This window comes from Nocardia sp. NPDC058705 (assembly GCF_042749305.1).
In the GTDB taxonomy this organism is placed as follows: Bacteria; Actinomycetota; Actinomycetes; order Mycobacteriales; family Mycobacteriaceae; genus Nocardia.
Genome location: NZ_JBHYRN010000001.1, coordinates 605,972 through 627,501, shown reverse-complemented (window position 1 = coordinate 627,501; position 21,530 = coordinate 605,972). Strand labels below are relative to the sequence as shown.

Below are 21,530 nucleotides of genomic sequence, written 5' to 3'. Positions count from 1 at the left end.
AGCACCCGCGCGCCGGGTAGGCGAGCGCCGCGTGTTCACCTCACGGGCACCGGCCGAACGAGCGTGGCGATGTGCGGCGGGCCGGGAATCGGCTGACCGCGCCGAGCTGGTCGAACCGCGCGCATCGGGCCCGCGACGGCGTTCGGCATCAGCATGGCCGTGTGCGACAGGAATTCCAATGCTGTTGTGCTGGAAGGTGATTCGGAGATCAGTCAGGCGGAGATCAAAGTCACGATGAGCTCGTCGGCGATCGACTCCGCCTTCACCATGCCCGTGCCGAGGTAGAGGGTGGCCGCACGCGGTCGTCCGTCGGCCAGCGGTACCACCGAAACCGCATCGACTCGACGGCCCGCGAGGTCGTCGTAGGGCGCCTCGTCGGTGACATCGAACGCGGTGTATTTGCCCGAGTTGGCGACGTATTCGATATTCACCGGGTCCACCAGCGGCTCGAACGGATCACGCCACGGTGACCCGGCGATGCGCAGTTCTGCACCGTCGACACCGGCGTCGAAGAGCAGGGTCGACCCGTCGTGGAAAGTGAATTCGATCGGACCCTCGGTGCGGTCGACCTCGTCGCCGAGGACATAGAACATCCGCCGGACGGCGACGATGGTCCCGTCGACCGCGGCATTGAGCGCGGTGCGGCCGTGCTCGTCGGTGTCGGACATAGGTTTTCCTCTGCAGCGGTCGATGCCGGGCGGAGTGGTTATCATCTCGCCGCGCGTGCACCGCACGCAACTCGGCCCCGGCGTGTTCGTCCCGCACCACCGCGCTCGTAGAGTGGATTCCATGGACACCGAGGTGGTGAAACGCGCGGCCGAGCTGCTGAGCGCGCGCGCCACCGTGGTGATCTCCGGCGCGGGACTGAGCACCGACAGCGGCATTCCCGACTACCGCAGCCCCGATTCGCCACCGCGCACCCCGATGACCTATCAGCAGTTCGTCGGCGACCCGGTATTCCGGCAGCGGTATTGGGCACGCAACCACATCGGCTGGCGACGCATGGACGCCGCCCGCCCGAACCCAGGTCACCGTGCGGTCGCGCAGCTCGAGCGGGCAGGCGTGGTGTCGGGCGTGATCACCCAGAATGTCGACCTGCTGCACATGAAAGCGGGGGCGCGCCGGGTGATCGATCTGCACGGAACTTACGCGCGCGTGCGTTGTCTGCGCTGCGCGAAACTCATCTCCCGAATGACCCTCGCTCAACACCTCGAAGCCGCCAATCCCGGTTTCGCGGAAAACCTTTCAGCGGCGCCGACCGGAATCGAAGTGGCGCCGGATGCGGATGCGGTGGTCACCGATACCGAGCGATTCCGGATGGTCGACTGTCTGTCCTGTGGCGGATTGCTCAAACCCGACATCGTGTATTTCGGTGAGAATGTGCCGTCTGACCGGGTCGAAGCCGCTTTCGACATGATCGATGAAGCGCAGGCGATCCTGGTGGCCGGTTCCTCGCTGACGGTGATGTCGGGCCTGCGATTCGTGCGCAGAGCAGCGAAAAACGGTGTGCCAGTGGTTATCGTGAATCGCGGCCGCACCCGCGCCGACGAACTCGCCACCCTCCGAATCGACGCGGGCTGCTCGGAAACTCTGCGCGCGCTGGCAGCTGAATTCCCGTCCGCCGAACCGGCAGTTCCGGATGGCGCGCCCTATCGATTATCGGTGAAATGAACGGTAACTTGATCCCTAGGTGACGGCGGCGAATCCGACGTAGGTAAGCTCGGCCCACCAGTGCATGAAGAGTTCGACCCGCGGCGCAAAGTTTTCCTCGCAGCGGGGTTGTCGGCCCTCGTGTGGGCCGAATGATCGACACCCACTCGCCAGCCGATCAGAACCAGGGCATTTCGTGACCGATACCGTCGTTGCCGAATCACGCCTCACGCACCGCCAGACACTCACCATCCTGTCGGGCCTGCTACTAGGGGTGTTCCTCGCCGCGCTCGACCAGAACATCGTCAGCGTCGCGATCGTGCGGATCGCGAACAGTCTCGACGGGTTCGACGAACAGGCATGGGCGACAACGGCTTACCTGATCACGGCCACCGTCACCACCCCGCTCTACGGCAAACTCGCCGACATCTACGGTCGCAAACCGTTCTACCTCCTGGCGATCGCCCTGTTCGTCATCGGCTCGGCGGCCTGCTGCTTCGCGACCACCATGTACCAGCTGGCCGGGTGCCGCGCCTTCCAGGGCCTGGGTGCGGGCGGGTTGATGTCGCTGGCGTTCACCATCGTCGGCGACATCGTGCCCGCGCGTGAACGGGTCCGCTACCAGGGGTATTTCCTCATGGTGTTCGGCATTGCGACGGTGCTCGGCCCGGTGGTCGGCGGCTTCCTGTCCGATTACGAGAGCCTCGGCGGCATCGAAGGCTGGCGCTGGGTGTTCCTGGTGAACGTGCCGGTCGGGATCCTGGCGTTCCTCGTGGTCGCGAAGGTGCTCAACGTGGGGCACACGCGTCAGCGCAGCCGGATCGACTGGCTCGGCGCGATCCTGCTGATCGTGGGTGTGGTGCCGCTGCTGATCGTCGCCGAGCAGGGGCGGATCTGGGGGTGGACCGCGCCGAAATCGCTGCTCTGCTACGGCATCTGCGCCGGCGGTCTGCTGCTGTTCGTGGTGGTCGAGTTCCTGATGAAGGACTCGGCGCTGATCCCGCTGCGGCTGTTCCGCAGTTCCACGTTCAGCCTGGCGATTCTCGGCGGGTTCCTCGTGGGTGTCGCGATGTTCGGCGCGATCATGCTGGTGCCACAGTATCTGCAGGTCGTGCGCGGTTTCTCGCCGACCGAGGCGGGGCTGCTGATGCTGCCGCTGGTCCTCGGGATCATGGTGGGCGCGCAGATCTCCGGGCTGATCACCAAAGCCACCGGACACTACAAAGTGCTGCCGGTGCTCGGTGCGTTGATCCTGGCGATCGGGTGCGCACTGTTCGCGCGGATCACCTACGACGGTCCGCTGTGGCAGCCGCTCGCCTACAGCGCGATCATGGGTTTCGGCCTCGGCGGCTGCATGCAGACGCTGATCATCGCCGCGCAGAACGCCGTCGGGCGTACCGAGATGGGCGTGTCGACCGCGGCGGCGACGTTCTTCCGTCAGCTCGGCGGCACGCTCGGTGTCGCGGTGTTCCTCACGGTGCTGTTCGACCGGTTGCCCGGTTCGATCCTGCAAGCCTTCGGCGGCACCCTGCCCGCCGGTTTCGACGACGCGCGCCTCGAGGGCATGCTGCGCGATACCAGCGGCATCGCCACCCTGCCCGACGAGTTGCGGATTCCGATCCTCGAGGGCTTCACCGACTCCATGCACACCGTTTTCCTGCTCGCCGCCGACCTCGCCATCGTGGCGTGCCTGGTGCTCGTGTTCATGAAAGAGGTTCCGCTGCAAGATGATCCGGCCCCCGAGGAACCGGCCGATGCCACCCTGCTGCGCGATGTCAGCCTGCACGACGCGCACGAGATGGCGGGCAAGCTGCATCCCGCCGCGACCGGTCGGGTGATCGCGGGGCTGCTGCGCCGCGACGACGACCGCCCGGTCCCCGCCGCCACCCTCACCCTGATCGACCAGCACGGGCATCAGGTGGCCCGCGGCAACGGCGACGCCGACGGCGCGTACGTGATCGAGGCACCCCGACCGGGCAACTACGTGCTCATCGCCGCCGCGGCCGGTCATCAGCCCGAAGCTGTGAGTGTGTCGATCGGCGAACGCGCCCAGCACGTCGACCTGATGCTCACCGGCGCAGGTGAACTCACCGGAGTGGTGCGATCCGCGCGACGCGGCGAACCGCTCTGGGGCGCCACGATCACCCTGACCGACCCCCAGGGCGAGGTGGTGGGGGCGGCGATCACCGGCGAGGACGGCACCTACGTGTGCCGCGACGTCGTCAGCGGCACCTACACCCTGGTCGCGGTAGCCGACCACATGCGCCCCTCGGCAGTCGCCCTGACCGTCCCGGAAACAGGCTCGCTGATCCGCGACATCGACCTCGAACCGATGGCCATCCTGCTCGGCTCGGCCCGGGTCGACGGTGACCGCCCCGTCCCCGACGTCCAGATCACTGTCCTCGATTCGGGCGGCGACCCGGCAGCCACCGCCCGCACCGACGAAAAGGGTCGCTACCTCGTCCCCGACCTCCCCGAAGGCGAGTACACAGTGGTCGCCCGCGGCTACCCACCCGTCGCGAGCCAGGTCTCGGTGACGCGCGGCGAGATCACCCACGACGTGACGCTGGGGTACGAGAACGAGGAGTCGATGAACCGCCGGTGAACGAGGGCTCGATCCCGTAGCGAACCGATCGTCCAAAGCTGGTGCGAATAGACCGATTTCGGCCAATGGTCGGGCCAGATGATGGCACTATCGACTCCGGTTGGTCACTAGCCGCACGCTCGATCGCGCGTGACATCCATCGGTGGGCGCCGACCGTCGGCGGTGCACGAATCACGGGGAGCAGATCATGCGGGTCGTGTCGGTCATGAATTACAAGGGCGGGGTGGGGAAGACGACGCTCACCGCGAATCTCGGCGCTGCCGCCGCGGCCAGGGGGCTACGTGTTCTGGTGATCGACCTCGATCCCCAGACGAATCTGACCTTCTCGTTCTTCTCGGTCGAGGACTGGCATTCCCAGCTCAAAGACGGGCGCACGATTCGGCAGTGGTACCAGGGCGACATGCCGGGACGCGACGTGCGGTTGGCCGATCTGGTGGTCACCCCCGAGCGAGTGAACGCGGCCATCAATGCCGCGGGCGGGCGCCTGGACTTGATCTCCTCGCATCTGGGGCTGATCGACATAGATCTCGAACTGGCTGCCCTCCTCGGCGGAGCCACCACGCTCGAAGGATCCAAACGGCGCTACCTCGACCTACACGGATGTTTGCGACAAGCGTTGGCGGACAGTCATTTCCAGGACAATTACGATCTTGTGCTGATCGACTGCGCACCGAACTTCGGTCTGGTCACCAAGACCGCGATCGTGGCCAGCGAACTCATTCTGGTACCGGCCAAGGCCGACTATCTCTCGACACTGGGGCTGGACTACCTGGTCGGCAACTGCGCGGGCCTGGTCGAGGAGTTCAACGAGTATGTCAACCACGGGAGCGGGTCGACGAACCACGCGACGATCCACCCCAGCTTCCTTGGTGTGGTCTTCACCATGGTCCAGATCTACTCGCAACAGGTGACGTTGGCTCAGCAGAGCTATATCGATGAAGTCCGAGACGGCTCGCGCGTGCCGGTACTGAAGAGCGTGATTCGCAACAGTCCCAAGCACTTCGGCAGCGCAGGCGAGGACGGCGTGCCGGCGATGTTGCGCGCCCCTCGCAACGACGAGGTCGTCAAGGAATTCGATCAGTTGGTCAACGAGATTCTGGGCGCGCTGACCGAACCCCGCGGAGCGCACGGTGGCTGACCTGCAAGATCTGGTCGTCCTGCAGGCGAGGTATGTCGAATTCTTGCGTGGGCAGGACGAGGCCACGGTGCGTGCGATCATCGACGGGACGGCGCAGCTGGCCGCTGTGCCCGTCGGCACTACGGTGTTCGCCCCTTCGACCCTCGTGTCTTCGGCGGTCCCGACGCCGTCGTCCACGCCCCGCGCATCGGAAACCGATCATGTGGCACAAGAACTTCGGCGAATGACGCCCGGTTCGCAACGTAGTCTCTATCTGAACCGGGCCCGGCTGACGCTGTCAGCGTTGCGGCAGGTGGCCAAACTTCTCGGCATCAACGGCTACTCGAAACTACGCAAAGCCGAACTCGTCGACCTGCTCGCCGGATACCCGGACGGCAACGGTGCCGGTGTGCCCACGCTGCCTGCCCCCGCGACCGTCGCGGGCGGTGTGTCGAACGCCGCACCGGAGGTAGCCGTGGTGGAACCGGTGCTTGAGCCCGCGCCGATCGAGTCTGTCGGTGCCGTTGCGGACCCGGATGCGGCAGCGATCGCGGGACGTCTTCGCGCCACCGAAACGGTGGACGCGGGAGCAGCCTACCTGCGCGAACAAAACCTCGACCGCGCCCGCCTGCTCGCGGTGGCCGCCGAATTGCAACTGACCCGCGTCGACCGGCTCAGCCGTGCCGATCTGGAAAAACGTGTGCTCAAACAGGCGATCACCGCACGCCGCAAATTCGCGGGACTGCGGAAGTGGTGAGCGGTGTGCCCGGCGACGTCACTTCGCAATCGGCAAGCGGTCGCTCGTCGTATCTGATCGGTGGTCGCCGGGTGACTGTGCACGACCTCGTGTCGGCTGGACTCCTCGCGCCACAGACGCGACTGCGGTTCAGCCGCAACCGGATCGGAGTCACCTACCATGCCAGTGTCACCGACAACGGTCGCATCCGGCTCGAGCCGGATGGCGAGGAATTCCGGTCGCCATCGCGTGCGGCGATGGTGGCCGCCGGAACCGGAGCCCTCGACGGGTGGCGAGCGTGGTACGTGATCGACCAGGATCGGATGTTGGACGCAGTCCGGCAGGAACTGCTCGATCGAGTCATCGCCGACGCCGCGAGCCAGCACAACGAGGACGCCGTGCGTCGGCGCATCTACGACCGGCTGCGACAGGCCCGCGCGTTCGCCGACGCCCGCGATCCCCAACAGATTTCGGTCCGTGACCTCCTCGCGCTGTGGGGAGCCGCGGATCGCGGCGACCAGATCAGCCGCATCGAGGCGGACCTGGCAAACCACGGGTTGGTCACCTCGCCCAGCTTTCGAGCGGTCACCTTGGACGCGATGGTGCATCTGACCACGCCTCCGAGCGAGGCCGAGGCCACACCGCAGGAAGCCGTGCTGCACGACGACGGGACCGGCGCCGAGGACGACGAGGGCGACCGTGATCTCGAGGTCGGCCTGACAGTGGGCAACCTCTCGCCGTTGGCCGGAGTCGGATCGGTGGGCCCCAACAGCACGCTCGACGAAGCCATCACCACCATGTTGCTCAACGACTACTCGCAACTGGCGGTGCTCAGCGGTACTCGCAACCTGCGAGGAGCGATCACGTGGGCGTCGTTGGCACTGGCGATACACAAGAGCCCCCGCGCGACCCTCGCCGACGCCATCGATCCCTACGTCGAGGTCGTCGATTACGAACGCGATCTGTTCGATGTCCTACCCACGCTGCAGCACAAGGGCTTCGTTTTCGTCCGTGATCAGGGCAAAGTCATCGCGGGAATCGTGACAACGGCCGATGTCGCACAGCGTTTCGGCCAGATGGCGACCCCGTTCTTCCTGCTGGGGGAGATGGATCAGACCTTGCGGTGGATTCTGAACCGGGCCCTCACCATCGAGGAGGTCCGCGGTTTCTGCGGTCGCAAGGTGGCCGGCGTCGACCAGCTCACCGTTGGGGATTACCGGCGCGTGCTCGAACAGCCCCAGGCGTGGGAGAAGCTGGGCTGGCCTTCGGATCGCGCGGTATTCATCGCGCGGCTCGAGGAGATCCGGCTCATTCGTAACAAGGTCATGCACTTCCATCCGGATCCCATACCGAGCGACGCGGTGGACAAGCTGCGCAACTTCAACAGTTTCCTGCATCGCTACCGCGATCCCGAGTGATCAGGCGGACTCGGCGACCTGCTCGGCGCGGTAGGACTCGGCCAGCTCGGCCAAGGGGATCGCGAGGGCTTCGGCGAGGCCGACGACGGTGCCGAAGGCCGGTGAGGGCAGGCGGCCTGATTCGATCTTGCGCAGGGTTTCGGGGGAGATGCCGGCGTGGCGGGCCACCTCGGCGAGGTCGCGGTCGCCGCGGGCCGTGCGCAGGCGGCGGCCGAGGCGGCGGCCTGCTTCGACCTGTGCGGGGCTGAGCGGGAGACGGACCATGGGACCGATGGTATGTCGTCGCGAAGCCGTTGGCCAAGGTGAGCTGAGGAGTGATCTCCGTTTCGCCTCGCCGGAGTGGCGGCGGGTGATAGGTGTCAGGGGAGGACATCGCGGTTCGAAAGGTATGGGCATGACACGACGGTTCGAAGGCAAGGTCGTTTTCGTCACGGGGGCGGCGCGCGGGCAGGGCAGGGCGGAGGCGGTGCGGTTCGCCGAGGAAGGCGCCGACGTGATCGCGATCGACGCGTGCGCGAAGTTCGCCAGCACGAGCTACGCGGGCGCGACGGAGGCCGATCTGGCCGAGACCGTGAAACTGGTCGAGGCCACGGGCGCCAAGATCGTCGCGAGCAAGGTCGATGTGCGCGATTTCGACGCGCTGTCGGCGGCGCTGGCGGCGGGGATCGACGAGCTCGGCAGGCTCGATGTGGTGGTGGCAAACGCGGGGATCTGTTCGGCGGCCATGTCGTGGGAGATCACCGCCGAGCAGTGGCAGGAAACCATCGACGTGAACCTCACGGGTGTCTTCCACACCGCGAAAGCCGCTGTGCCGCACCTGATCGCGCAGGGTCAGGGCGGTGCGATGGTGTTCACCAGTTCGGTGGCGGGCATCAAGGGTCTTCCGTTCACCGGGCACTATGTCGCGACCAAACACGCGGTCACCGGCCTGGCCAAAACGATGGCGAACGAGCTCGGCGCGCACCGGATCCGGGTGAACACCATCCACCCGGCGGGCGTGGAGACCGGCATGCAGGTGGCCGAGATGATGCCGCTGTTCGAGGAGTACGGGACCACCCTGGCGCCCATCTTCATGAACGCGCTGCCCAGCTACATCTGTCAGCCGGAGGAGATCGCGGCGACAGTGGCATGGCTGTGTTCCGACGAGGCCGGGCAGATCACCGGCGCGCAGATCCCCGTGGACATGGGCAACCTGAACCGCTGAGATTGGTATTTTTATACCGGCACGGCTAGGTTGGTATGAAAATACCAACTGGAGGCGTGATGGTGGAATTGAAGTCACCCGCGGAGATCGAGCGCATGCGGGTGACCGGCCGGTTCGTCGCCGACGTGCTGGCCGGGGTGCGTGACCGGGCGGCCGTCGGGGTGAACCTCCTGGAGCTGGAAGCGTATGTGCGGGAACGGATTCGCGAGCGGGGGGCGGTGTCGTGCTATTGGGACTACTCGCCGTCGTTCGGGCGCGGTCCGTTCCGCAATACCGTCTGCCTTGCGGTGAACGATGCTGTGCTGCACGGGCTTCCGCACGATTACGAGCTGCGCGACGGGGATCTGCTGACGGCTGATCTGGCCGTGTCGATCGACGGCTGGGTCGCCGACTCGGCGATCTCGTTCATCGTCGGCGCCGGCGCGCCCGCCGATGAGCGACTGGTACGCGCCACCGAGGAGGCCCTGGCGGCCGGGATCGCCGCCGCGCAACCGGACAACCGCATCGGTGACATCTCTGCCGCGATCGCGAATGTCGCACGCGGGTACGGATATCCGGTGAACACCGAATTCGGTGGGCACGGGCTCGGCCGGACCATGCACGAGGACCCGCACATCGCCAACGACGGCCGCCCAGGTCGCGGGTTCCGGTTGCGACCCGGCCTCACCGTGGCGATCGAACCCTGGTTCGCGGCGACCACCGACAAAGTCTTCACCGACCCCGACGGCTGGACGATCCGATCCGCCGACGGCTCCCGCTGCGCGCACAGCGAGCACACCATCGCGATCACCGCCGACGGGCCGAGCATCCTCACCGCGCGAGACTGACCGGTACTTTCCCTGGCTTGCGAATTCTGTGTTGCTACAAGCCGATTCGTATTCCGCCGATCTCGAGTAATGCGACATAGCCATGCCGCATCCGGTATCACCGCCGCTACCGCGGGCGGCGCACCGCTCAGCGGACCGTCGGTGGCAGGTGTCGACGGCGCCGTGGCCTATACGGCGGCGGTCGCGCCCGACGGTTCGGAGGCGTCCGTGGAACTCACCGCGGGCACATTCGAGCTCGCGCCCGACGCGGGCGTCGTCGTGCTGGCACCCAACGGTCAGCGTGTCGGCTTCATTCCGACCACCATGCAGACGGTCGCCGGTCCCGCCATCAATGTGGTCCCGCAGCTCGACGCCGCGGCCACCACGCTCACTCTCACCCCCGTCGGTGCCCCGATCGCGAATCCCGCGGCGCTGCAACACATCGACCAGACCGGCAACATCGTCGCAGGCATCGCCATCGGCTGTGTGGTGGGCGCCCTGATCGGGCTGATCTTCCTGTTCGTCAGCGCCATCCCCGGTTGTGTCATCGGGGCGGTGATCGGCGGCATCATCGGCTCGAACCAGTAGCGTGATCCGTTGTGGTGGGCGCTGAGAAGTGGCCCACCACAACGGTTTACTGTAGATCCGAGCCGGATGTGTCGCGGGGAGGCGGCCTCCGGTTCTTGTGCTATCGCCGATCGACGAACGCATTGTCGATCAGTACCGGAACGGTGGCGCTCGCATTCAGTTCGGTCGCGATGGCCACATCATCGGCGAACCCGATCGCGGCGAGTTCGCGCCCGGACGCACACTCGGTGATCAGCGCGACCACATCCGGTGTGCCATCGAAAGCCGTTGCCGCCGTGCGTGCTTCGGGGGAGGGCGTACCGATCCCGCGCTCGATCAGCGCGGCTGCGATCGCCCCGGCACCGAGCCAATCCTCGAGCGCCGGACGCGCGGTGTCGGTGCCCGGCCAGTGCTCGCCCGCCGGGATGATCGCGATCGGCCGATCGGGAGTGCCCCAGCCCTGGGCAACGAGCCAGTCGGCGACCGCGCTGACATTGCGCAAACACGCCGCGACAACCGGTGTCCCCTCGACAGCAGCCGCGATGGTCGACCCGTTCGGGGAGGGCAGCACCAGACGTTCGGTGAACGGCGCGCGGCGAATCGCCGCCGGCGACAACGACCACGGACCGACCTCCCGTCGTCCGACGGCCAACTCGGCGGCCTTCGCCGCCGCGAACACCCGCGCCGAATCATCCCGCCACCGATACGGAAACACCGCGGTCCCCGCCTCGACCGCCACCGACACCGACGTCGTGAACGACAACACGTCGATCACGACAACGCAGGCAGCCTCAGACCCGAGCACACGCGCCCCGGCCAGCCCCCACTCCACTCGAATCCCGAACCCTCGTTGCTGCGCCCACTGCACGCTGACCTCCATATAGCCGAATCCGTCAGTCCACCACAACCGCACCTGGGCACGGGAACACCATCCAGATCACTGAGGACTGGCAACGGTCTCCACCACGACCACCTTTTCGTCGGGGCCGTAGTCGTCCAGGTCCGCGCTGTGCCATTGTTCGCCGGCCCGAACACGGTGATGCACAGCGCCAACATCAGTCCCTGAACCAGCATCCAACGCTGATCAGCCTCGGAAATCGTCGGCGCCCCGAGCTCATTACGGACCCCTGTGTCCACAGGCACAAGATCGTCGAGATGGAATCTGCTGACATCGACCTCCCACTGGGTCAGTTCGACGGAGTTTCCCTAAGCACGAGAAGCGCGGTCGGCGTGTTCAGCAAACACAACGACCTCCCCGCAGCGCACCACACCCGCTTGCGCCAGCTCACGCAACTGAGGAGCCAGTCCGTCGAACGAGTCAGCAACGCCGACCGTCGCGAGCGCGCCCACGCTGCCGGCGGCCGCGTCATTCATCGGCACCGAAATCACGCCGAACCCTCTCACGACGACTACCGGCGAAACGCTGTGCCCTGGAGACTTCAGTGACCTCGGTCGAGAAGTTCCTGCTCTTCGGTCGGGGTCAGGCCCGCTTTGCGGGGGCGGCCGAGACCGCGACGGCGCTCGTCGGCCAAGGTTGCGTGGACGGTGTCGGCCAGGGTGCGAGGTGTCAATCCATCAGCGAGGGCGGGGGCAGGGTCGTGGGTGACCAGGCCGTGTTCCTCGGTGGGTAGCCACAGCGGGAGGGACTTCGGGCCTGCCCAGGGGTTGACTCCAGATTCGGTGAGGGTCTCGGGGGCGATCGGGATCAGTTCGAGGTCGGTGGTTCCGACGAGTTGTGCGGTTTCCTGCAAGAGGGATCCGAGGTCGGTTAGCGGGCCGACGGCGTCGTAAGTGCCGGTCAGGCCTGTTTCAGCGGCGGTGATGATCCAGGCGGCGAGGTCGCGGACATCGATGTGCTGGATGGGTTGGTGCGGGGTGTCCGGGATGATGGCGCGGCCACCTTGGGCGAACCGGGCTGCCCAGTAACCGAATCGGTCCGATGGGTCGGCAGGGCCGGTGATCAGGCCGGGGCGGACGACGAAGGATCGCTGCTCGCCCACCCGTTCGCGGACCGACTTCTCGCTGGCTACCTTGATGCTGCCGTAGCGTTCTGCGGTGAGTTCGGTGAGATCGTTCGCACGCTCCCAGATCGGTTCGCGCAGTGGAGCTTCGGTGTTCTGGCCCACTGTCGCAGAATCGGCGTAAGCGCTGATGCTGGACACGAAGGTCCAGTGCTGCGTTCGGTCGGCCAGTACGTCCAGCGCGTCGACAACCCACCTCGATGCCGCACGCGCCACGTCGATCACCGCGTCGAATCGATCGTCTACCAGAACTTCGAGGGCACCGTGATGTGCACGGTCGACGCAGAGGAGCCGCACACCCTCGGGCACTTGCCCGGATCGACCGCGCGCAACGCAGGTCACCTCGTGGCCACGCGCTACCGCGTCACGAGCGATCTGCGCGGACAAGAACAGGGTGCCGCCGAGCACGAGAACCCGCATGGGTCTCACTCTTCCACCCTTCGTTCAACGGGTTGGGTGAGTTCGCCACTGGCGAAAGCGATCTCGATAGCGGATGTTCGACGAGGAAGATCAGAAGCCGTGGAATTCGGCTTCCTCGATCATCGGGTCCTGCCAGCGCTGCTCGATCGCCAGACGTTCGTCTTCGGGGAGATCCGGGTGCCAGCCCAGGGTGCGCCAGAAGGCTTCGCGGCGGGCCTGCGTCAAAGGGGGTGTGTCCTCGGCCATCGGTGCTCTCCTCCATGACGGCGAATTGTCAGATTACGCTGACCGTGTGAATCATGTTGCGCTGCAACGGGCGCTGACCGATCCGGGTCCGAGGTTGCTGCCGGATGTGGTGAGCGATCTGCTCGGGAAGCTCGATGCGCCTGCTCGTCTCGCCGCCCACCTTCGTGCGGTCCACGATGTCGCCTGGCAGCTGGCCGACTGGATGGAGTCGCGCTATCCGGCGGTGTCGTTCGATCGGACGCTGGTGTTGTTCGGGGCGGCCACCCATGACATCGGCAAGATCATTCATCCGCACGAACTGTCGAAACCTGGTTCCGCCCACGAATGCGCTGGATATGAGCTGCTGATGGCACAGGGATTCGACGAGAGCGCGGCGCGATTCGCGCGTACTCATGCCTGCTGGACCGAGCCCGGCATCGAGGTGAACGACCTGATCGTCAGCCTGGCGGACAAGATCTGGAAGGGCAAGCGGGTACCCGACCTCGAGCAACTGTTGGTGGAACGTCTCGCGGCCGGTGGGCAGCAGCAGTGCTGGGAGATCTTCTCGGTGCTCGATGACGAGCTCGATCGGATCGCCGCCGCAGCGGACGAGCGGCTCGCCTTCCAAGCGAGCAATGGCGTGTCGGCCTGATCGTCGTGTAGTCAGAAGCCGTGGAACTCGGCTTCCTCGATCAGTGGGTCCGGCCATTCCTGTTCGATTGCCAGGCGTTGGTCTTGTGGGAGGTCTGGGCACCAGCCTCGAATGCGCCAGAAGGCTTCGCGTCTGGGCTGGGTCATCGGCGGTGTCGGTTCGGTCACCGGGGATCCTCGTCGTTCAGCGGACGAAGGACGGGGTGAGGTCCAGTGAAGGTGGGGGGCGTAGGCGGCGGAGGGTGCCGTCGATGCTGGTGACGTAGAGGGACCAGGTTCCGGTGGTGGGGTCGGGGGCAAGGCGAGCTGACGTGGGGCCGATAGGTGGGCGACCGGGGAAGAGACCTTGGGGGGTGGTCCAGCCGGTGGCGAGGGTGCACCAGGTGCCGGTGGTGGTGTCGACCTGGTAGACGCTGCCGGAGTAGTCGCCGGTGACGAAGGCGAGGCCGGCGGCGGTGATGTCGAGGTCGTCGAGGACGGGGAGGAGGCCGTCTTGCACGGTGGCGATGGGGGTGGGCTGGTCGGGGGCGTTCAGCGGGATTCGGAGGAGTTGGGAGGTGAGGATGTCGCCGGTGATGACGGACTGGTGGTCGGGGGAGAGGGCGAGGCCGTTGGGGCGTTGGACCGGTGACCAGGCGAGAATGAATTCGCCGGTGGCGGGGCGGTAGCGGCTGATGCCGACCGGGGGCCAGGGGATGGAGAGCTGGGAGATGAGCAGGTCGCCGTCGGGGAGTAGGAGTAATCCGTTGGGCTGCACCAGGTTCGGGAGCAGGACGGTGACTTCTCCGGTCGGGAGGTGGAGTCGGCTCAGGGTGCCGCCGCCGTTGGGTGTGGTGCCGTCACCGGTCAAGAAGTAGAGGTCTTCGCCGATCAGACGTAGTCCGGCGGGGTGCTCGAGGCCGGTGAGGACGGGGGTGACTTGGCCGTTGTCGGTGATGTGCAGGATCTCCCCGCGAATCAGGCCGCTGACGTAGAAGCCACCGTGGCCGTCGGATTCGAGGTTCTCCAAGCCACCCAGGTCAGCAGCTAGCACGTCCGCCTGCCAGCCGTCGGCACACGATGGCGACCCGGCCTGGGCGGTTCCCACCGGGCTGAGTCCGAGGGTGGCGGCAACCGTGATTGCTGTTGCCAGACAACGGATTAGCCGTCGGGTGGTGCGTTCGTAGGATCGGACTCGCATGACCGGAGCCTACCGGCAGACCGCCGGTTCAGTCGGTCGCGATGAGCCAAGCCGAGAGCAGATCGGAGGAGCCGGTGATGATCGCCGTGCGTTCCTCGGAAGTCAGTTCGACACTGTCGAATTCGGATTTCCAGTGGGCGAGCCGGTCGGTGTCCTCGGTGGTGATGGCGAGTTCGGCGAGGGCTGCGTAGGCGCGGGCCCGGTCGAGTGTGGTCGCGGTGGCGCCGAAGCGGTGCAGGCCGGCTTCCACGGCACGGGTCGCGGCGCGGTTGTCGTTCTTGAAATCGCGCAGGATGCGGGCGTTGTCGAGGACGCGGGCCAAACCTTCCAGCTCGCGAGAACCGCCGTAGTCCAGTTCCATCGGCTCGTCGCGCTGGATCACGAGGACGGTGTTGCCGACCGGGTCGACGAGGGAAAAACGGGACTGGCCGGGTCGGTATCGGGTGATTCGCGGACATCCCTTGCTCGGGATCTTGCCGTAATGGGCGCGCAGGGCGGCGGTGTATTCGGCATGGCGCGTGGCGACATCGTCGACCATCAGCAGGGACGCGGCACGTTCCACCGGCAGCTCGATGCCCGGCGGGGCGGGGGTGAAATGCAGCGCGCAGCCGTTTTGCTCGATCGCCGCGTAGACGTATGGGCGAGTCTGCTCATGGGTGACGGTGTAGCCGAGCGCGCGATAGAACTCGAGGGTGCTGGGCAGGTCGCCGCTCCACAGCAGGGGCACCGCGGTATCGGTCATCGTTGGGCCTTTCGCCGAGAAGTCGATTCGCGTCCGAGGTTACGAACAGTTCCGCGCGAGCGCCCATACTTTCTTGCCACGCACGAGGAACGCACCGGGCCCGCGCCGATTAGGCTGCGGGCATGACCAACCGTCTCGGCGAACTGGCGACCGCGAACTTCGTACTCCTCACCACCTTCCGCAAGGACGGCACTCCCGTGGGCACGCCCGTCTGGGCGGTGGCCCGCGAGGACAAGCTGCTGGTCTGGACGGTCACCGACAGCTGGAAGGTCAAACGCATCCGGCGCAACCCCGAGGTGACTCTGCAACCGTGCAATGCGCGCGGAGATGCACACGGTGCCGTGGTGCAGGGCACCGCACGCCTGCTCGACGCCGCCGAAACCGAGCAGGTCCGCTCGGCGCTGCGCCGGAAATACTGGCTGACCGGTCCGCTGGTGATCCTCGCCAGCAATCTGCGCCGCGGCAAGGCGGGCACGATCGGCATCGAGATCACGCCCGCCTGATTTGCGTCGATCCGATATGTAGAACCGCCGGTATCGGATACTGTGAGTCTTCGGTAACACTTCCGAAGGGACTCACATGGCCGTGAAACGCAACCGGGCCGTCGTCGTCGCGGGCGCGCGGACTCCGTTCGTGCGCGCGTTCACCGATTTCACCCGCCTCGACAGCATCGCCCTGGCCGGTGCGGCCGTCCGAGGGCTGATCGAGCGGACCGGAATCGCGCCCGGCGAGATCCAGTCGATCGTTTGGGGCGGGGTGGTTCTGCCCAGTCACGCGCCGAACATCGCGCGCGAGATCGCCCTCGACCTGAACCTGGACTTCGGTTGCGAGGGTTACACGGTCACTCGTGCGTGCGCCTCGGGTCTGCAGGCGGTGACCTCAGCGGCCGCGGCGATCGAGCGCGGCGAGTACGACATCATGATCGCCGGCGGCAGCGATTCCACCAGCAATGCCGAGATCAAGCTGCCGCAGAAGGTCGTGCACGCGGTCGCGCCGGTGGCGCTGGGCAAGCCGAAGGCGATGGACTACCTCGATGTGGTCCGCCAGCTCGCGCCGTTCACCGACATCCTGCCGCGCCAGCCCAAGATCTCCGAGCGCACGACCGGTGAGGTGATGGGCGAGTCCGCGGAGAAGATGGCGCGCATCAACGGCATCTCGCGCGCCGATCAAGACGCTTTCGCTGCCCGCTCGCATCAGCGGGCCGCGGCGGCGATCGCCTCGGGGCGTTTCGATGACGAGGTCGTGCCGATCACCACGCCGTCGGGCACGCTGATCGAGACCGACGGACTCGTTCGCGCGAACACCAGCATCGAGAAGCTCGCCGCCCTGAAGCCGGTTTTCGAGAAGAACGGCACGGTCACGGCAGGCAATGCCAGTCCGCTCACCGACGGCGCGTCGGCGGTTCTGCTGATGAGCGAGGAGAAGGCGCGCGCCCTCGGGTTCACCCCGCAGGCCGCGTTCCGGTCCTGGAGTTTCGTCAGCGTCGATCCCGCCGACCAGGTCCTCATCGGACCGGCGATCTCGATGCCGCGCGCCCTCGACAAGGCGGGTATGACCCTGGCCGATATCGACCTGGTCGACATCCACGAAGCCTTCGCAGCCCAGACTCTTTCGGTGCTGAAGATGCTCGAGAGTGCCGAATGGGCCAAGACTCGCCTCGACCGTGACGAGGCCGTCGGGTCGGTCGACATCGACAAACTGAATGTGCACGGCGGCTCGATTTCGCTGGGCCACCCCTTCGGCGCGACCGGTGCCCGCATGGTCACCACGATGGCCAATGAACTGGCGCGCACCGGGAAAGAGACTGCGCTGCTGGGGATTTGCGCGGCAGGCGGGATCGGCGCGTCGGCGGTGCTCGAACGAATCTGAGTTGGTCAGTCGGGCGCACCGGGGCGGGGACGGTGCGCCCGAATATCCATGTAGCGGCTCAGCGCGGCGGCTGCGTCGAGCATGGCGAGTCCCTGGGAGGTGAGTTTTGCCTGCCAGTTGTCGAGCGCGCTTGCGAGGGCTTCGGTGCTGCCCGCCGCGCGGATCTGGGCGATGACGGTGGCGATGTGGGTGAGGCGGTAGTGGCCTCGGCGCAGGATGTGGGCCAGTTCGGCGTCGCGGAGGTCGGTGGCGTTGTAGTGGCGGTAGCCGGTGGTGGGGTAGCGGGTGGGGGTGAGGATCCCGGCTGCTTCCCAGGCTCGCAGGGTGGCGGGGGTGACCCGGAGGTGGTGGGCGAGTTCGCCGATTGTTCTGGTATTCGCTGAAAGCGTTGTGTCAGAGCGGGATTCGGAGATGAGGTGGTCGACGGCTCGGCGGACCGACGTGAGGGTTTCGCGGTCGCGCAGGAGTTGGCTGTGACTGCGGTCGATGGTCGTGAGGGCTTTGTCGAGGTCGTCGGAGTGCAGGGCACGCATGATGTGGCCCGCGGTGGCGTGGCCGTAGGCGGTGATCTGGGCGAGGTAGGTGCGCAACGCGGTGGCGTGCAGGTCGGTGTAGATCCGGTAGCCGGTGGGGGTGCGCTCGGCCGGGGGTAGGCAGCCGTCTTGTTCGTAGTTGCGGACTGCCTGGGTCGAGATCGCGTGCTCGCGGGCCAGGTCGCTCGGTCTCAGGGTTCTCACTGGTTTGAGACTTTACGACATGTTCGGTGAGTAGCTCCAGGTCAAGTCTCCATCGTTCTTTCAACGATACGATTGATAGACATGAGTCAGAAAATCAGCGACTTCGTCCCTTCATCCTGCGAGCTGCTCGCGCTCGGGGAACCGACACACAAAGAACCCGGCTTCGCAGCGGTTCGCAATGAACTGTTCGTCGAGTTGGTGGCGCGAGGATTCCGGTCGGTCGCGCTCGAAACGGATCGGGTTGCCGCGCTCGCCGTGGACGAGTTCGTCCGGGGCGGCGACGGTGCCCTCGACGACGTGATGCGGACAGGCTTCTCGCACGATTTCGGCGAACTCACCGGCAACCGTGAGCTGGTCGCGTGGCTGCGCGATCACAATGCGGGTCGACCGGCCGACGATCAGGTCGGCTTCTATGGATTCGACGCCGCGATGGAAACGATGAGCGCGCCCAGCCCGCGCACCTACCTCGAATTCGCCCGCGATTACCTCGAACTCGACTTCGACATCGCCGGGCCCGCTGGTGACGACGAGCGATGGAGCCGCAGCGAAGCGGTCCTTGACGCGAAAGTCTCGCCCGGTGCCAGTGTCGAGGCCGAGCAGTTGCGGGTGATGGCCGACGACATGCTCACCCTGCTCTACACCCGCGCGCCGGAACGGATCGCGGCCACCTCGCTCGACGAATGGCGAAGGGCGATAATCCATCTCACCGCCGGTATCGGCCTGCTCCGCTATCACCGGCAGGCGGCCGCACCGACCGAGGACGGTGTGCGCTGGAACAGCCTGGCCGCCTCCCGTGACGCGCTCATGGCCCAGAACCTCCTCGACATCCGGTCGATCGAAGCGCGCCGTGGGCCGACCCTGGTGTATTCGCACAACCTGCACCTGCGGCGCAACACCAGCATCATGCGGATGGGGCCGATGGAACTAGTCTGGTCCGGTGCGGGGGCGATCGCCGGATCGCTACTGGGCCCGCACTATTCGGTCGTTCTGGGCAGTTTGGGGCGCAGCGACGGCCTCGAACTCGGCGAACCCGCACCGGGTACCTTCGAGCACACGCTGCAGAACCGCATCGACACCTGGGGTTTGATCTCGGCGGCCGAACTCGGATCCTGTGACGCCCGCACCGATGCCACGCAGGAGCAGGGATATTTTCCCCTCGACGCGGACACCGTGAACGTCACGGACACGATCCTGCATCTCAGCGTGGGTCGGGCGCCGACCACGGTCAGCTAGCCGCGACCAGTTCCTCCAGGTAGGAGGCGACTCCGTCCTCGTCATTGGTCGGGAGCACCCGGTCGGCGAGCGCGATGACCTCGGGGACCGCGTTGGCAGGCGCCAGCGCGGTCCCCGCCCACGTCAGCATGGCGACGTCGTTGAGCGCGTCACCGGCGGCCGCGACCTCCGACAGGTCGATGCCGTCGAGCGCGCACAACCGTGCCAGCGCACTGGCTTTCGACACACCTTCGGCGGCCATCTCCATGTACGCGGCACCGGAGTGGGTGAGTTCCACGCCGGTGATCCCGACCGCCACGGCCGTCCGATACAGCTCCGCACCGGGCAACTCGGGATGGCGAGCAACGATTTTCACCATCGCTTCGAGCCCCGTCGGCAAGGTCTGCGACAACTCCATCTCGTGCGGATGCCGGTGATGATCGCTGAACTCGCACAGCGCGGCATAGGCAGGCTCGGCGACGAACCGGGTGGCACCGACATTGGCGAACACGACCCCCGGAATCAGCCCGCGGATCTGCTCCATCACCACGCCCGCCGCACCGTCATCGATCGAGACGGTATCGATGATCTTCGGGGTGCCGTCGGCGAGGTCGAGCAACACAGCGCCGTTGGCGCACACCGCTTTACCGCGAAAACCACACGACTGCGCCAACTCGTGCACCGAATGCCGGGCCCGCGCCGTCGCCCACACGATCTCGATCCCCGCCGCTTGCGCCCGCGCCATGGCGTCGGCGGTGCGCGTCGAGATGGTGCGATCGGAGCGCAGCAGCGTCCCGTCGAGGTCGGTAGCGAACATCCGAATACTGGTCACTTGATCATGCTGTCATGTGCCGCCCGGCAGCCGACAGGCGTCCAGCGCCCGCGGACGTGACCCTGCCGCTCGGCGAAGACCGGGGACGCGACCGTCTCGCCGCAGGGGGCCGACCAGCGCTGCCGCGAGGGCGAACGACGCGCGTCAGCACCCGGTTAGGTCGCCTGACTCACCGAGGACATGTGGAAGTCGGGGATCCGCAGGGGTGGCATGGCGGTGCGGGTGAACCAGTCTTTCCATTCGCGGGGGAGGGTGATCTCGGTGGCGCCTGCTTCCGAGACTCGGCGCAGGAGATCGAGGGGGCTTTCGTTGAAGCGGAAGTTGTTGACCGCGCCGGTTACCTGACCGTCTTCGACCAGGTAGACGCCGTCGCGGGTCAGGCCGGTGAGGAGCAGGGTGGCGGGGTCGACTTCGCGGATGTACCAGAGGCAGGTGAGGAGCAGGCCGCGTTCGGTGCGGGCGATCATGTCGTCGAGGGACGCGTCGCCGCCGCCGGTGAGGAGCAGGTTCTCGCCGGGAATCGTTGCGGGGGCACTGAATTCGGCGGCGGTGGCGCGTGGGTAGACCAGTGATTCGATTACACCGCTGCCGATCCAGTCGACGCGCTGCGCGGACAGACCGTTGTCGAACACGGACAGCGACTCCGAGGACGACGGCGTCGCCACGAAGGGGCGGTATTCGAGGCCGCTCGCGTTCGGGTCGGAGTACAGGGTGAGCGGAATGTCGGTGAGCCGCTCACCGATTCGCGTACCACCGGCACGGGAGAACGCGGTGTGGCCTTCGTGGGCGCCGCGTCCTTCCATACTCCACGCCAGGTAGATCATCAGATCGGCGACCGAAGAAGGCGGCAGCAGGGTTTCGTAGCGACCCGCGGGCAGCTCGACGCGACGCTTGGACCAGTCCAGGCGACGGGACAGTTCGGCGAGCAGGCCCGGGGTGTTGACATCGGTGAAATCGGCGGTGCCGACGCCCACCCAGGCGCTCGCCAGGTCCTTGCCCTCACCACGCTTGCCGTTGATCTCCACCGAACCGGTCGGCTGACTGAACCGCCGCCGGATTCCGGTCGAGGTGCCCAGCCAGGTGGTGTGCACCTGGTGGTGGGCGAAACCGTAGAGGCGGTCGGTGCCGTCGAAACCGGTCGACAGGTCACGCGCCAGCCCGGCGAACACCTCGATCTCGGTGGCGCCGGGCGCCTGATCCCAGGTGGCGGTGTCGTCGTCGGTCGGTTCGAGCAGCGGCATCGCGTCGCGCGCCGGAGCGGCCGTGCGGGCGGCTTCCTCGCTGGCGCGCACCACGGTCTCGATCTCGGCGGGATCGACACTGGTGGAGCTGATCGACCCGACCCGCGCGACGTTCGGCCCCTCGCGGAACACCGAGATCACCGCCCAATCCCGCGACACCGACGAACCATTGGTGGTCATCGAATTGCCGGCCCACCGCAGCGACGCCTCGTGCGCATCGGTGACGATCACGATCGCCTCGTCGGCTTTCGACGCCGCCAGCGCACACTCGACCACCGCGCCCGCCGGGAACAGACC

Annotated in this window: 24 protein-coding genes; 12 read left to right on the top strand and 12 right to left on the bottom strand. The window is 66.6% G+C overall.

The annotated features are described in order from the left end of the window. Positions 1 to 212: 212 nt before the first annotated feature. Positions 213 to 668, bottom strand: coding sequence for a hypothetical protein (locus tag ACFW6D_RS02750; protein WP_379324064.1), 456 nt, complete (start codon positions 666 to 668; stop codon positions 213 to 215). Between the two features lie 121 nt (positions 669 to 789). Here ACFW6D_RS02750 and ACFW6D_RS02745 point away from each other — a divergent pair, with 121 nt between their 5' ends. From ACFW6D_RS02745 to ACFW6D_RS02725, 5 genes are all read left to right on the top strand, one after another. Further along, positions 790 to 1,671 (top strand): NAD-dependent protein deacetylase, encoded by an 882-nt coding sequence (locus ACFW6D_RS02745; RefSeq protein WP_379324062.1) that lies wholly within the window; start codon positions 790 to 792, stop codon positions 1,669 to 1,671. Positions 1,672 to 1,846: 175 nt separating this feature from the next. Next, on the top strand, positions 1,847 to 4,255 hold the full coding sequence (locus tag ACFW6D_RS02740; protein ID WP_379324060.1) for an MFS transporter: 2,409 nt from the start codon (positions 1,847 to 1,849) through the stop codon (positions 4,253 to 4,255). Positions 4,256 to 4,451: 196 nt separating this feature from the next. Continuing rightward, on the top strand, positions 4,452 to 5,393 hold the full coding sequence (locus tag ACFW6D_RS02735; RefSeq protein ID WP_379324058.1) for a ParA family protein: 942 nt from the start codon (positions 4,452 to 4,454) through the stop codon (positions 5,391 to 5,393). Beyond that, entirely contained in the window at positions 5,386 to 6,129 is a 744-nt protein-coding gene (locus ACFW6D_RS02730; RefSeq protein WP_379324056.1) for a Rho termination factor N-terminal domain-containing protein, read from the top strand. Before ACFW6D_RS02735 ends, ACFW6D_RS02730 begins: the two co-directional genes overlap by 8 nt. Beyond that, on the top strand, positions 6,123 to 7,526 hold the full coding sequence (locus tag ACFW6D_RS02725) for a hypothetical protein (protein ID WP_379324054.1): 1,404 nt from the start codon (positions 6,123 to 6,125) through the stop codon (positions 7,524 to 7,526). Before ACFW6D_RS02730 ends, ACFW6D_RS02725 begins: the two co-directional genes overlap by 7 nt. Here the strand turns inward: ACFW6D_RS02725 and ACFW6D_RS02720 are convergent, their stop codons facing one another. Continuing rightward, the gene (locus tag ACFW6D_RS02720; protein WP_379324052.1) at positions 7,527 to 7,790 is read right to left on the bottom strand and encodes a helix-turn-helix domain-containing protein; all 264 of its coding nucleotides are present in this window, start codon (positions 7,788 to 7,790) and stop codon (positions 7,527 to 7,529) included. 124 nt (positions 7,791 to 7,914) lie between these two features. On the opposite strand from ACFW6D_RS02720, the gene ACFW6D_RS02715 reads away from it, so the two are divergent. The 3 genes from ACFW6D_RS02715 (at position 7,915) to ACFW6D_RS02705 (ending at position 10,124) form a co-directional block, all read left to right on the top strand. Then, entirely contained in the window at positions 7,915 to 8,730 is an 816-nt protein-coding gene (locus ACFW6D_RS02715; RefSeq protein ID WP_379324050.1) for a mycofactocin-coupled SDR family oxidoreductase, read from the top strand. A 59-nt stretch (positions 8,731 to 8,789) separates the two neighbouring features. Continuing rightward, positions 8,790 to 9,557: a type I methionyl aminopeptidase gene (gene map, locus ACFW6D_RS02710; protein WP_379324048.1), complete on the top strand. Its 768-nt coding sequence runs from the start codon at positions 8,790 to 8,792 to the stop codon at positions 9,555 to 9,557. Between the two features lie 69 nt (positions 9,558 to 9,626). Continuing rightward, entirely contained in the window at positions 9,627 to 10,124 is a 498-nt protein-coding gene (locus tag ACFW6D_RS02705; protein WP_379324046.1) for a hypothetical protein, read from the top strand. A gap of 100 nt (positions 10,125 to 10,224) precedes the next feature. Here ACFW6D_RS02705 and ACFW6D_RS02700 read toward each other — a convergent pair whose 3' ends face one another. The 4 genes from ACFW6D_RS02700 to ACFW6D_RS02685 form a co-directional block, all read right to left on the bottom strand. Then, on the bottom strand, positions 10,225 to 10,983 hold the full coding sequence (locus ACFW6D_RS02700) for a 2-phosphosulfolactate phosphatase (protein WP_379324044.1): 759 nt from the start codon (positions 10,981 to 10,983) through the stop codon (positions 10,225 to 10,227). A gap of 326 nt (positions 10,984 to 11,309) precedes the next feature. Next, positions 11,310 to 11,492, bottom strand: coding sequence for a hypothetical protein (locus tag ACFW6D_RS02695; RefSeq protein WP_379324042.1), 183 nt, complete (start codon positions 11,490 to 11,492; stop codon positions 11,310 to 11,312). A gap of 50 nt (positions 11,493 to 11,542) precedes the next feature. Beyond that, positions 11,543 to 12,544 (bottom strand): NAD-dependent epimerase/dehydratase family protein, encoded by a 1,002-nt coding sequence (locus tag ACFW6D_RS02690; RefSeq protein WP_379324040.1) that lies wholly within the window; start codon positions 12,542 to 12,544, stop codon positions 11,543 to 11,545. Positions 12,545 to 12,634: 90 nt separating this feature from the next. Further along, the gene (locus tag ACFW6D_RS02685; protein WP_379324038.1) at positions 12,635 to 12,790 is read right to left on the bottom strand and encodes a hypothetical protein; all 156 of its coding nucleotides are present in this window, start codon (positions 12,788 to 12,790) and stop codon (positions 12,635 to 12,637) included. Positions 12,791 to 12,836: 46 nt separating this feature from the next. Here ACFW6D_RS02685 and ACFW6D_RS02680 point away from each other — a divergent pair, with 46 nt between their 5' ends. Beyond that, positions 12,837 to 13,421 carry an HD domain-containing protein gene (locus tag ACFW6D_RS02680; RefSeq protein ID WP_379324036.1) on the top strand — a complete coding sequence of 195 codons (585 nt, stop codon included), beginning with the start codon at positions 12,837 to 12,839 and terminating at the stop codon, positions 13,419 to 13,421. Positions 13,422 to 13,432: 11 nt separating this feature from the next. On the opposite strand, the gene ACFW6D_RS02675 is transcribed toward ACFW6D_RS02680, so the two are convergent. The 3 genes from ACFW6D_RS02675 to ACFW6D_RS02665 are packed head-to-tail and all read right to left on the bottom strand — an operon-like array spanning position 13,433 to position 15,342. Then, entirely contained in the window at positions 13,433 to 13,588 is a 156-nt protein-coding gene (locus ACFW6D_RS02675; protein ID WP_379324034.1) for a hypothetical protein, read from the bottom strand. A gap of 16 nt (positions 13,589 to 13,604) precedes the next feature. Beyond that, the gene (locus ACFW6D_RS02670; RefSeq protein ID WP_379324032.1) at positions 13,605 to 14,600 is read right to left on the bottom strand and encodes a hypothetical protein; all 996 of its coding nucleotides are present in this window, start codon (positions 14,598 to 14,600) and stop codon (positions 13,605 to 13,607) included. Positions 14,601 to 14,628: 28 nt separating this feature from the next. Next, positions 14,629 to 15,342: a glyoxalase gene (locus ACFW6D_RS02665; RefSeq protein ID WP_379324030.1), complete on the bottom strand. Its 714-nt coding sequence runs from the start codon at positions 15,340 to 15,342 to the stop codon at positions 14,629 to 14,631. 122 nt (positions 15,343 to 15,464) lie between these two features. On the opposite strand from ACFW6D_RS02665, the gene ACFW6D_RS02660 reads away from it, so the two are divergent. Together ACFW6D_RS02660 and ACFW6D_RS02655 are read left to right on the top strand one after the other, a co-directional pair. Beyond that, positions 15,465 to 15,845, top strand: a complete 381-nt coding sequence (locus ACFW6D_RS02660) for a PPOX class F420-dependent oxidoreductase (protein ID WP_379230454.1) — start codon at positions 15,465 to 15,467, stop codon at positions 15,843 to 15,845. Positions 15,846 to 15,921: 76 nt separating this feature from the next. Next, positions 15,922 to 17,211 (top strand): acetyl-CoA C-acyltransferase, encoded by a 1,290-nt coding sequence (locus tag ACFW6D_RS02655; RefSeq protein ID WP_379324028.1) that lies wholly within the window; start codon positions 15,922 to 15,924, stop codon positions 17,209 to 17,211. A 5-nt stretch (positions 17,212 to 17,216) separates the two neighbouring features. Here the strand turns inward: ACFW6D_RS02655 and ACFW6D_RS02650 are convergent, their stop codons facing one another. After that, positions 17,217 to 17,948, bottom strand: coding sequence for a MerR family transcriptional regulator (locus ACFW6D_RS02650; protein WP_379324026.1), 732 nt, complete (start codon positions 17,946 to 17,948; stop codon positions 17,217 to 17,219). A gap of 81 nt (positions 17,949 to 18,029) precedes the next feature. Between ACFW6D_RS02650 and ACFW6D_RS02645 the strand changes: the two genes are divergently transcribed. Next, the gene (locus ACFW6D_RS02645) at positions 18,030 to 19,181 is read left to right on the top strand and encodes an erythromycin esterase family protein (protein WP_379324024.1); all 1,152 of its coding nucleotides are present in this window, start codon (positions 18,030 to 18,032) and stop codon (positions 19,179 to 19,181) included. Here the strand turns inward: ACFW6D_RS02645 and ACFW6D_RS02640 are convergent. Next, positions 19,174 to 19,992 carry an HAD family hydrolase gene (locus ACFW6D_RS02640; RefSeq protein ID WP_379324022.1) on the bottom strand — a complete coding sequence of 273 codons (819 nt, stop codon included), beginning with the start codon at positions 19,990 to 19,992 and terminating at the stop codon, positions 19,174 to 19,176. The genes ACFW6D_RS02645 and ACFW6D_RS02640 overlap by 8 nt on opposite strands. A 155-nt stretch (positions 19,993 to 20,147) precedes the next feature. Beyond that, a complete protein-coding gene (locus tag ACFW6D_RS02635; protein ID WP_379324235.1) occupies positions 20,148 to 21,527 on the bottom strand; it encodes a metallopeptidase TldD-related protein in 1,380 nt (459 codons plus the stop codon). Between the last annotated feature and the right edge of the window lie 3 nt (positions 21,528 to 21,530).